Origin of the sequence: Aeoliella straminimaris, from assembly GCF_024054565.1 — a bacterium.
Taxonomy (GTDB): domain Bacteria; phylum Planctomycetota; class Planctomycetia; order Pirellulales; family Lacipirellulaceae; genus Aeoliella; species Aeoliella straminimaris.
The window spans coordinates 164,720-176,524 of sequence record NZ_JAMXLR010000077.1 but is presented as its reverse complement, the minus strand read 5'-3'; the positions used below and the strand labels follow the sequence as shown (position 1 = coordinate 176,524).

Annotated in this window: 6 protein-coding genes; 4 read left to right on the top strand and 2 right to left on the bottom strand. The window is 60.1% G+C overall.

The window, feature by feature from the left end:
- Positions 1-84 precede the first annotated feature (84 nt).
- Both NG895_RS23000 and NG895_RS22995 read left to right on the top strand, forming a co-directional pair.
- Positions 85-1,305: an SGNH/GDSL hydrolase family protein gene (locus NG895_RS23000; protein WP_252854889.1), complete on the top strand. Its 1,221-nt coding sequence runs from the start codon at positions 85-87 to the stop codon at positions 1,303-1,305.
- A gap of 127 nt (positions 1,306-1,432) precedes the next feature.
- A complete protein-coding gene (locus NG895_RS22995; RefSeq protein ID WP_252854888.1) occupies positions 1,433-3,736 on the top strand; it encodes a glycosyl hydrolase family 18 protein in 2,304 nt (767 codons plus the stop codon).
- 3 nt (positions 3,737-3,739) lie between these two features.
- Here NG895_RS22995 and NG895_RS22990 read toward each other — a convergent pair whose 3' ends face one another.
- Complete coding sequence (locus tag NG895_RS22990) at positions 3,740-4,750, bottom strand: aldo/keto reductase (protein WP_252854887.1); 1,011 nt, start codon at positions 4,748-4,750, stop codon at positions 3,740-3,742.
- Positions 4,751-4,856: 106 nt separating this feature from the next.
- Positions 4,857-6,356 (bottom strand): sulfatase family protein, encoded by a 1,500-nt coding sequence (locus NG895_RS22985; protein WP_252854886.1) that lies wholly within the window; start codon positions 6,354-6,356, stop codon positions 4,857-4,859.
- Between the two features lie 381 nt (positions 6,357-6,737).
- Here NG895_RS22985 and NG895_RS22980 point away from each other — a divergent pair, with 381 nt between their 5' ends.
- The gene (locus tag NG895_RS22980) at positions 6,738-7,589 is read left to right on the top strand and encodes a TIGR01457 family HAD-type hydrolase (protein ID WP_252854885.1); all 852 of its coding nucleotides are present in this window, start codon (positions 6,738-6,740) and stop codon (positions 7,587-7,589) included.
- 761 nt (positions 7,590-8,350) lie between these two features.
- Positions 8,351-11,479: a pentapeptide repeat-containing protein gene (locus tag NG895_RS22975; RefSeq protein ID WP_252854884.1), complete on the top strand. Its 3,129-nt coding sequence runs from the start codon at positions 8,351-8,353 to the stop codon at positions 11,477-11,479.
- Positions 11,480-11,805 lie beyond the last annotated feature (326 nt).

Here is an 11,805-nt window from a genome sequence, read left to right as displayed (position 1 = left end):
CCGCGTCCCCGGGCCAGCGACCAACTGCACTCTGCTATTGGTCTCGATCTGCGCCGGAGGTTGGCAAGTCATGCGGACTATTCGTTGCTCAGCTTTATGTTCCATCGCGGTCTGTTAGCCTGTGCGGTCACGTTAGCACTCCTGCTCGGCAGCGACGCCGACGCTTTCAGCGATCTGTTCGTATTCGGCGATAGCCTGTCCGACGTGGGCAATACGGATGCGGCAACTGCGTGGATTCCGTTTGGCAACTACCCCGGCTCGGCCTACTACGAGGGGCGCTTTTCCAACGGCCAGGTCTATTCCGAGTTGCTTTCCCAGCAACTCGGCTTGGGAACACTCACGCGCAGCTCGAACGGTGGCGACAATTTCGCCTACGGCGGCGCCAAGACGTCCGGCTCCGACTGGGTCACCGGTCTGTTCCTCAACGACTTGGGCGAGCAGGTGGCCGACTATGTCGACAATCGCACCGGCGATCCCGAAGCGTTGTACATCGTATGGGCCGGGGCCAACGACCTGTTCGACAACCAGATGAACATGTCGATCCCGGTGGGCAACATCACCAACGATATTCAACAATTGTACGACGACGGCGCGCGGCAGTTCCTGGTAATGAACCTGCCCAAGCTGGGAGCCACGCCCGAGTACAACGGCACCGCCGCCAGCCAGGCCGACTGGAACAATCGCACGCAGATGTTCAATACGACGCTCGCCAGCGGGTTGGACGACCTCGAGGCCAGCATCGGCGACGCCTCGATCCGGCGGTTCGACATCGAGGCGTTGTTCGACCAGGTGCTCGCCAATCCCGGCGACTATGGGCTGACCAACGTCTCGGAGTCCGCCGCGCCCGATCTCGAGCCAGGTACCTACTCGTACGACAATAGTGACGTGGTCGCGAACCCCGATGAGTACCTATTCTGGGACAACGTGCATCCCACGCGCGTAATGCATGCCCACCTGGCCGACGCCATCTATGAGTTCCTTACCACGCCGGAAGTACTTGCCGGCGACTTCAATGGCGATAGCCTGGTGGACCTGGCCGACTACACCGTGTGGCGAAACAACCTGGGGGCGACCGACGACTCGCTCATTAACATGGCGGGCGACGACGTGCCCGGTATTGACGCCGGCGACTACGTCGTATGGAAAGACAACTTCGGTAGCTGGCAACCTCCTACGACATCGCCATCTGCACCCGCTCAAGTCCCCGAGCCTGGTGGCCTTGTGCTTGTCTGTTTGGCCGTGGCAATGAGCTATATGGGCGGCCACATGAGCCTTTTGCGCACGCGAATCTCTGTTCAGCGATAGGGTTCTTCGCGAAGCCACAAAAACTGCAGTGGAGTCGCTTCATTGGTTTGCACTTAACGGAATTCATGGCCAGAATGCGTACATGCCCATCCCTTTTCACCTGCAGCTAACCTCCCCCTCTTACGCCATGAAACTCGTCCGCCTCGCAATCTGCGCGGTTGCGGTAGCCTTCTGCGTGAAGACGGCCTTGGCGGATACTGCCATCTCGGCTTGGGACGCAGCGGAGTTTCGTATCTGGGGCTTCGTGCCCGACTGGACCCCCCAGTCGCAAGTCACTTCGTTCTCCAGCGATGGAGTGTATGACCACGTGTCGGACGTGCTGTACTTTGGTGGCGTTCGTCCCACCTCAAGTGGCAACCTGGTTACGACGTCCGCCGGCGCGCAACATCTGAGCAAGCTCAAGGCACACGCCGCCACGCATGACTTCCGTCTGCACATGAGCATGTTCACCGTCTCGGGTGGCAGCGTGGACGATGTGTGGAACTCCATCGTCGGAAACAGCACCAACCGGGCCAATTTCGTGTCCAACGTCGTCAACTTGATGGACACCTACGACATGTCGGGTTTCAACCTCGACTGGGAACGCCCCAGCACTGATACCGAGTGGGCCAACTACACCCAACTGGCGAAGGACCTGAAAGCAGCGTTTGGTACGGCGCGAGAGGTGTCGGTGGACGATTTCGGATTCTCCGATTCCGACTGGGACGACACGCCGGTTTTCGACGCGCGGACCTACGATCAGCTGTTCATCATGGGCTATCACTATCCGGCCGACAACGGCACGAACCTCGACTACGAATCGTTCGCCGCTTACAAACGCAATCTCACCGACCAAGGTGTGGAAAAGGCCTTCGTCAACGAGCAACTGGTGCCGGGCATTGGCACCTGGGGCACCGATGGACCTGCGACCGTGAGCCTCAAGAACATTGTGGCGGCCAATCCCAATCTGCCGGCCGACGCCACCACGTTTACCGGCTCGGTGCGTGACCTGAATGGTACCCTTCGCACCGGTACGTGGACCATCGAGAGCCGATATCAGGTGCGGGACAAGGTGCAGTTTGCCATCGACAATAACATGCCCGGCGTGATGTCGTGGACGTTGCACTACGATGCCACCAACGAGATGAGCCTGCACCGCGTGGCCCATCACTACGCGATATTCGCCACGCAGACGCCCGACCTGAACCTCGATGGCTTGGTCGATCAACAGGATGCCAATATCCTGGCCGATCATATGGGCAGCGTGCCAGGCTGGACGGGCACCAACACCTTGGCGCGGTTCGAAAATTTCTACATGCGCGGCAACTGGGAACAAGGCGACCACGACGGCAACGGTTTCGTGCGGCAGGACGACGCCGACTGGCTGGCCGACCGGTTCACCGCCCTGGGGCTCACCCTGCCCGACCGACTTGCCTACACCGGCACCTTTGAGAACTTCGCCGACGGCCGCGGAACCACGGGACGTTGGCTCGGAGGACGCGACACTGGCGGCGCACTGGAAGAGACCGGTAACTTCACCCAGCACACTGCCGGATACCTGTCCTACACTGCCACCGGCATCGGCGCGGCAATGCACAGCACGGCCGCCATCACCATTCGCAATCAAAACGCGGCCGAGCGTTACGACCAGCTCAACACCGCTCCACGGACGATGGAGATCCCGCTCGAAACGCCCATCGACCTGGGCACCGACGGCGAGCAATACTTCACCATGCTGGTGCGGCAGAACACGGATCCTTTGCTTAGCAATCAGTTGTCATCCCCCAATCGCGAGTTGGCGCTGCAGTTTCTGGATGCCGCGGGCGATAACCAATTCGACATCGCCCTGCATGGCCAGCAGCAGCAAATATCCATCCGCAGCCAGGCGGATAGCTCGGGCGAGGACGTCTCGACGACCGGCTTCGCACCCGACACGACGTTCATGCTGGTCGGTCGAATCGCCGGCAACGGCGCCGGCGAGAACTCCATCTCGGCTGCACTGTTGCCCGCGGGTGCGAACATCGGCAACTTTGCCTCCGATAGTTTTGCGTGGGACATCACCGCGAACAATAGCGCCGACTTTAATCCTGTGATCACGAAACTCGGCCTGCAAAGTCTGTACGAGGGCAGTTTCACGGTCAGCAATGTCTGGATCGGTACTGCGGCCGACTACTTCGCCCTGCCGTCGGCGGCGATAGGCGATTTCAACGGCGATGGCCTGGTAGACCTGGCCGACTACTCGGTATGGCGAAACTCACTGGGCATCTCGGGCGACTACCTGCCGGCCGATGCCGACGGCAATGGCACCGTGGACGCCGGCGACTATGCGGTGTGGAAGCTGAACTTCGGTACGTCCGCCGCCGCTGTGGCGCAGGCGACTGGCGTGCCTGAACCCCATACGCTAGTGCTGGTCGCCATCGCTGCAGTGGGTCTGGTAGCTCGTCGCCGCTGACGTTTAAGTCGCAAAACCGTGTTGCTTGCGGTGGTACCCTCCGTCGAAGTTCTTGGTGGTTTTGAATAGCTCGTGCCGACCGTCGGCGGCCACCTCTTCGACCTTGGCCAGCATGGCCGCTTGTTCTTTGGCCGACAGCGGTTGGAAGTTCCGCCCCACCTCGAGCGCCTGGTCGAGGTCGCGATCGCTGGTCATGCCCGTCACGGCGGTGCTCACCGGTTGCGACAGCGCGAAGCGCAGGCAGTCGGGGTGCGACACGCCGGTGCTGTTGGGAATGTTGCCGGCCCCGCCGCCCATGGTCTTCATGGCAATCACGCCGGTCCCTTGCGCCTGGCATTGCGGCGCCACCTGGTGCAGGAAGCTGCGGAAGAAGTAATCACACACGTTTATCGGCATCTGGGACGAGGTCCACGCCTGTGGCTTGTTGAGCATCTTCAGATGGATGCTGGGATCCTTGTGACCGGTAAATCCGATGTACCGCACCTTGCCGGCCTTCACCGCCTCGCGGGCGGCGCGAATGCCGCCCTTTTCGAACACCCAATCAGGATCGTTGTCGTATACCATTTCGTGGAACTGCCACAAGTCGATCACGTCGGTCTGCAGCCGTTGCAGGCTCTCGTCGAGTTGGCGCTTGGCCCCCTCGTAGTCGCGGTCGCACACCTTGGTCATGAGGAACACCTTATCGCGGCGGTCGGCAATGGCCTTGCCCATTAGCTGTTCGCTGTAGCCATCGTGATAGTCCCAGGCATTGTCGAAGAAGGTAAGCCCTTCGTCGAGCGCGCGATGCATCAGCTTAACGGCGGCCGGATCGCCTTCGCGCTTGCCTAACTGGCCGATGTGGTGTCCGCCGAGTCCAAACACGGAGACCAACGGGCCATTCTTTCCCAGTTGCCGTTTGGGCAGACCAGCGCCATCGTCACGCTGCTGGGCGAACACTTCGTTGGCCATGGCCAGAAGCGCACCCGAGACCATTCCGGTGTGGAGAAACTGACGGCGATCGGTAGTATTGAGCATGGTGTCCTCTCCAGGAGTGAGTAAACCAAATTGAAACGAATCGACGTGTGTTCTTTCCCCCTCCCCCATCAGTGCAAGTACGATGCCACTGCAGGGCGAATTCGCATCACGGTTTGCCGTTCGCCGCATCATCAAAGAAGTACTGTGGATAATCGAGCTCCAACAACTCTTTGCGAAATTTTCCCTCCACGCGACAGGCTTCGATCTCGCTCTTCAATCGCTGCAGGTTCTCCACATCCAACAACGGGTCCTGGCTGCGTTCGCGCCAGTCTGCCAGTTGGTCCTTCAACTCGGCCAGCACCTCGGCATACTCGGGATCGTCGGCCAGGTTCCGAAGCTCGTATGGATCGGAACTCAAATCGTACAGTTCGAACTCGGGCGGGTGCTGCTGCCGGGCGTACACGGCTTGCATCGGCGGACTGGCCGTTTCAATCACTCGCTCGGCGAATCCCTGGGGGAAGTGCGAACTCAATGTGAAGCTGTAGTCGGGGTTCTCTTCGCCCACCAGCAGACTCTGAATCAACTTGAACCGCTCGTTGCGGACCGTCCGCTGGGGATAGTAGTTGTGCGCGGAGTGGGTATGGAATTCCGTAAACAGGTACTCGCGCCAGTCGGCCGGCGACTCGCCCAGCAGCGGCACCAGCGAGCTACCCGCCAGTCCGGCAACCGGCTCGGCGCCAGCCACTTCGAGAAACGTCGGCATCAGATCGAGCGTCGAAACCAGCTCGTTGCGGACCCCACCAGCTGCGGTGTGACCGGGCCAGTAGGCAATCATCGGCACGCGGACGCCCCCTTCGTAGGAGGTCCGCTTGCCACGCAGCAGGTCGGCGCCGTGATCGCCGAAGTAGACTACCAGCGTATTGTCGGCCTTGCCCGATCGCTCGAGCACCTCCAACAAGTCGCCAACGAGCGAATCGAGTCGACTCATGCAATTGTAGTAGTCGGCCGTTTGCTGCCGCAGCTCGTCGGAGTCGAGCCCCATGTACGGCAGCGGTTTGACGTCCTGCCCTGTCAACTTGGTGACCGGCAGCTTCGGCTTTCGCGGGGTGAACGGCCGATGGGCGTCGGGATAGTTCACGGCCAGATAGAACGGCGCCTCGCCGGCAGCGATGAACTTCTCGGCCTGCTTGGCGTAGCGGCCCAGGTTGTTGCGACTGAAGTTCGAGCTGGGAATCGCGTGGAAGTCGAACGGAAAGGCCGACTCGGGATTCACGTGCAGCTTGCCGATGATGCCGGTGCGGTAGCCGGCCTGCTTCAAGCTGCGGACCAGGTTCGGCGTGTCCTCGCGATACATGCGAAACTTCCAGGTGGCCAGGCCGATCTGACCGTTCTGGTGCGGGTAGAGCCCCGTCATATACGCGGCCCGCGACTGGCTGCAGCCCGCCTGCGGCACGTACGCATGCTCGAAGCGAATGCCACGGTCGGCCAGCTTGTCTAACACCGGTGTGCTGACATAGGGATCGCCGTAGCAGCCCAACTCGGGACCATTGTCCTCCGAGATGATCACCAAGATGTTCGGCTGCTCGCTGGCCACCACGTAGCTGGCCCCGGCAGCCAGGCACAGCACGCTGGCCCACCAAAAACTCATCCGCCCGATGTCGATCATGCTAACTCCGCTGGCACGGTGGTTGGACTTCCCCTGTGGGAAGCGTCTTGAAGCTCATATTAAGTTCGCGTGAATGGCAATGACAACTTACGACTGGTGCTAGCTTCTCGCTTGCTCATTTATTGGGCACCGTCGCGTGTCCCAGGTCAATGCAGTTCATCGGTTCTTCATTGTTAAGGCGCGGAAGCGTAGCAATTCTGGAAGAACTTCTCGGGAAAACGGCACTTCGCGTGTGGATAGGTGCGAATCCGCATTCATTGGCACGACGGTTGCAAACCGTTCGGCTTCCTTCCTCAACCCGGCCTCGCCGACGTCCACCAAGTCGCCGTCGAGGCTCCTGCCTCCCTATCCCACCTACCTCCCCCCCCGCGAAAAGAGACGATGCAAAAAGGTTTTCTGATTGACATGGATGGCGTGATCTATCGCTCCAGCGAGCTGATTCCCGGCGCCCGGGAATTCATCGACACGCTGCAGCGGTCCGATATCCCGTTTATGTTTCTGACCAATAACAGCCAGCGGACCCGTCGCGACGTTGCCACCAAGCTCGAGCGAATGGGCATCCCGGTTACTGAAAAACACATCTTTACGTGCGCGATGGCCACTGCGCGGTACCTGGCCCGGCAGCAGCCAGGTGGCACCGCGTACGTAATTGGCGAGGGTGGTCTGCAGACCGCCCTGCATAAGAACGGCTACGCCGTGGTCGACAAGTCGCCCGACTACGTCGTGGTGGGCGAAGGTCGCACGCTGTCGTTCGAAATGCTGGAAACGGCCGTGCAGATGGTGCTCGACGGCGCGAAGCTGATCGCCACGAACCTCGATCCCAACTGCCCCACCAAGAACGGCACTCGCCCCGGCTGCGGCGCAATCGTCAGCCTCATCGAAGAGGCCACCGGCGTTAAAGCCTTCAGCGTTGGCAAGCCGAGCCCCGTCATGATGCGGCAAGCGCGCAAGGAACTCGGCATGGCCACCAGCGAGACCATCATGGTGGGCGACACCATGGAGACCGACATCCTGGGTGGCGTCCAAATGGGTTACCGCACGGTGCTCGTGCTGTCCGGTGGCACTAAGCGCGAGGACCTGGCCAACTACGCCTACCAGCCTGATTTGATCGTCGACTCGGTGGCCGACCTGTGCGACACCTCGGTGCTGATCCACCAGGTGCTGCCCACCTACAACCGCGAGGATGACACCCCGCACGACATCGACGCCTGGTCGAAAGCCCACGCCGGTTAACATTTCGGGCCGGACAGAACCCGAGGCTGCAACCACAACATAAAACTCCTCCGCTCCCCCGAACGTTCGCGCTCGGGGGAGTTTTTTTGTCACTCGCAATTTCATCCTGGGAAGGTGGCTGGGGTCGAGCTCCGCGAGCCCCCAGCCACCCATCGACCACACTCCGGGCTGAACCCGACCAAGCTAGCGCACCAAGGTTCAGCGGTTCAGGTTGCAGCAACGCTTTTTGGTACAACTCTGGGCCAAGTACATTCATGGGCCCAAAACTCCCACCGTTTTGTCCCCACTGGCTTTCGAAAACCTCGTGTTTTACTGAGTCCGTCTCAACAGCATGGGCCCAAAACCCTCCGCGTTGTTCCCCGCATGTTCGCCGAGTTGGCCCAATAGTCGGTTGGACCAAAACTCCCATCGTGGCCGCTGGCTCTGCCGAACGAGCGCACACCTCCTCCGTAGCCGGACTCGCAAGAGTTCGGACGCCGCGCGGGTTCACAATGCCTCACCCCATATTTTCCCGCAGGTTGTGTAAGATTGCTACAACGAACGGGGGAAAGCAGCAAAAAACGCGAAGTGCCGGCGTAGGGACTCCATACCTGCCCTGCACGTCATGCTTTTCGCCTGCGACTCCGAATTCCTTCACTGGCCAAGCGAGAACGGCTATACTGGGCGGGTGTTTCTGCACCTCCGCATATCGGTTTGAAGTGTCGGCACCCTAGTCTTTGCTCCCCAGAATACGCGAGGTCCATGTGTTCCAGCGTCTTTTCGTGAAGCATCTTCGGGCCATCCATTACCAACTGCTGGTCCGCACGTTTTTCATGCTCGTCATCGTCACTTGCACGACATCCCTGGTGCGAGGTGACATCTACCAGTGGGAGTGGGTCGATCCACTGGACCCTTCACAAGGAAAGCAGCCATCGAATGTCCTTTGCCCCGACGGTGCGGGGCTATCGGCGGGTCCTGGCCTGAACGCGGCCAACGACAACCTTACCAAGGCGTATCTGATCGGCGCTGATCTAACGAACGCGAGGTTAAGTGCCACGACGCTGAAAGACGCCGACCTGACTGGTGCCGTGGTCGGGGGCGCGCAATTCTACTCCACGACCGACTCCGGCTTCACCGCGACACAACTCTACTCCACTGCCAGCTACCAAGCGGGCAACCTCGCCCGCATCCACTTGGACAGCAACGATCTCACCGGGTGGGACTTCTCCTCACAAGATCTCACCGGCGCCAACTTCGAATACGCGACCCTCACCGGCACCAACTTTGCTGGTGCGGTGATTCAGGACGCCTCCTTCAGAGAGACAACTTATTCCGGCTTCACCGCAGAGCAACTCTACTCGACCGCCAGCTACCAGACAGGCAAGCTCGCTCGCATCAGCCTTAGTTTCAACGACCTGTCTGGCTGGGATTTCTCCACACAGAACCTGACCTGCGCCTTCTTCTCCTACGCCACGGTAGCGGGCGCCGACTTTTCTGGCGCCGATCTCACGCAGGTGTCATTCAACAACACCAACTTGACCAACGCCAACCTGTCTGGGGTCACCCTGTTCGGCGCATGGGTCGCTGATGCCATACTCACAGGCGCCAACCTGTCCGGCGCCGACCTGACCCGCACCAACTTGGATGACACCACGCTTTCAGGCGTGAACTTCACGGATGCCATTCTTCGACATACGAAACTTGACTCGACCACCGACTCCGGCTTCACCGCAGCGCAACTCTACTCGACCGCCAGCTATCAGGCGGGCGATCTCGTCGGAATCGACATGAGGTACAATGACCTTTCCGGGTGGGACTTCGCTGGGAGAAACCTCACCGATACGAACTTCTATGGCTCCACACTCTCGGGCGCCAACCTGACCGGCGCGATCATCCAGGAAACTCACCTCTCCCGCTCAACCGACTTCGGCTTCACTGCAGAACAGCTCTACTCGACCGCCAGCTACCAGACAGGCGATCTCACTTATGTAAGGCTTGGCTCCAACGACCTCTCAGGGTGGGACTTCACCAATCAAAACCTCACGGGGGCGAGCTTCACCGACGCCACACTGATCGACGCCAACCTGTCTGGGGCAACCGTTCAAGGCACGAGCTTTAACTTCACGACCCACTCCGGCTTCACCGCGGCGCAGCTCTATTCGACCGCAAGTTACCAGCAGCATAATCTCGCCGGAATCAAGCTGGGCTCCAACAACCTCTCCGGGTGGGACTTCTCCGAGATCAACCTTACCGATGCCGTTTTCTCCCGCGCCACGCTAACGGGTGCCGACCTGTCTGATGCGGTTGTTAAGGGCGCCACCTTTGGAGGTATGTCTCCTGCCGTCTTGGCCGCAGTTCAGCTCTACTCAACTGCCAGCTACCAAACAAGGGATCTCGCCGGAATCGACCTTAGCTACATGGAGCTGAACGGGTGGGACTTTACCTCACAAGATCTCACCGACGCAAACTTCTCGAGTGCCACACTGACAGGCACCAACCTAACTGGAGCCGTTATTGAGGGCACGCGGTTTCTTTCAACGACCGACTTCGGGTTCACCGCCGCGCAACTCTACTCGACCGCCAGCTACCAGCAGGGAAACCTCACTGGAATCTTCCTTGGCGATAACGATCTCACCGAATGGGACTTCTCGGCTCAAGATCTCGCCGACGCAAACTTCGAACACGCTACGCTCGCCGGCGCTAACTTTACTGGTGCTGTGATTCACGGTGCATTCTTTAAAGAGAGCACCTCCTACGGCTTCACCGCACAGCAGCTCTACTCAACCGCCAGCCACCAGGTGGGTAACCTTGCCGGAATCGACCTTAGCTACAACAACCTCGCCAGATGGGACCTCTCCGGACAGAATCTCACCGGCGCAAACCTCCGAGACACGATTCTGACAGGCGCCGACCTCACTGGCGCAGTGATTCGCGGCGCAAATTTAAGATCGACAACCGACGCCGGCTTCACGGCCGTTCAGCTCTACTCGACGGCGAGCTACCAATCGGACGACCTCGCAACAGTCGATCTTAGCTATAACGACCTCACCGGGTGGAACCTCTCCAACCAAAATCTTAGCGAAGCCAACCTCCGGGCGAGCTATATTCACGGTACCGATCTGTCTGGCGCGAACCTGACCGGTGCGTACTTCTACAACAACACGCCGATCGACTGCAACTTGACTGGTGCCGACACCCGGGGCTCACAATTGCTTCAGACGAGCTTTTCCGCCAGTCAAAACCTCATCCACCCCGATGGCCACGTGGAGGGACTCGACATCTCTGCGGCCGAAACAATGAGGCTATGGGACTACAACCTCGAGACGCCGATTGCGATCGTTGTTGAGCAAGGAATGTCGATCGACGCGCTCGGCACGCTGCGCGTCGTGCTGGAGGACGACCAATGGGGCTCGACGCTCTCGTTCGATTCAGGCGTGCCGGTCTCCTTAGGCGGAACGCTCGAGTTGCTGTTGGGCGACGACGTGGCCCACGGAACGCTTGTCGGCACCACGTTCGAGCTGTTCGACTGGTCCGGCGTGTCGCCAACCGGCGCGTTCGACCAGTTTGTGTTTGAACCCGACACCACCTGGGATACCTCGCAGCTTTACACCACTGGCGAAGTCACGCTGCTGTCGGCTGCGGTGCTCGCAGGCGACTTCAACGGCGACGGCATCGTGAACTTGGCCGACTACACTGTGTGGCGCAACAACCTGGGCGCGGCGAGTGACTCGGCCATCAACAACGCCGGCGATGGGCAGCCTGGCGTTAATGCCAGCGACTACGCGGTGTGGAAGAGCAACTTTGGTTCCACCGGTGGCCCCCTATCCTCGCCAGCAGCCGTGCCCGAGCCGATGTCGTGCGGAATGCTGGCACTCGGCTTGATCTGCGTGTTGACTCTTCGACGAGCGTGAGCCAACCGCCGCGCTAAGCCCGCACCCTCATCCCGCAGCCCTCCTCACAAGCGCTCGGACGCCGCGCAGCTCCCCCGATTCGTCCCCCGGTATTTTCCCGCACTCGGTGTAAGATTGCTATCACGAACGAGGGAAAGCAGCAAAAACCCGCGAAGCGCCGGCATCGGGACTCGATACCTGCCCTGCACGTCATGCTTTTCGCGTGCGACACCGAATTCCTTCACTGGCCAAGCGAGAACGGCTATACTGGGCGGGTGTTTCTGCACCTCCGCATATCGGTTTGAAGTGTCGGCACCCTAGTCTTTGCTCCCCAGAATACGCGAGGT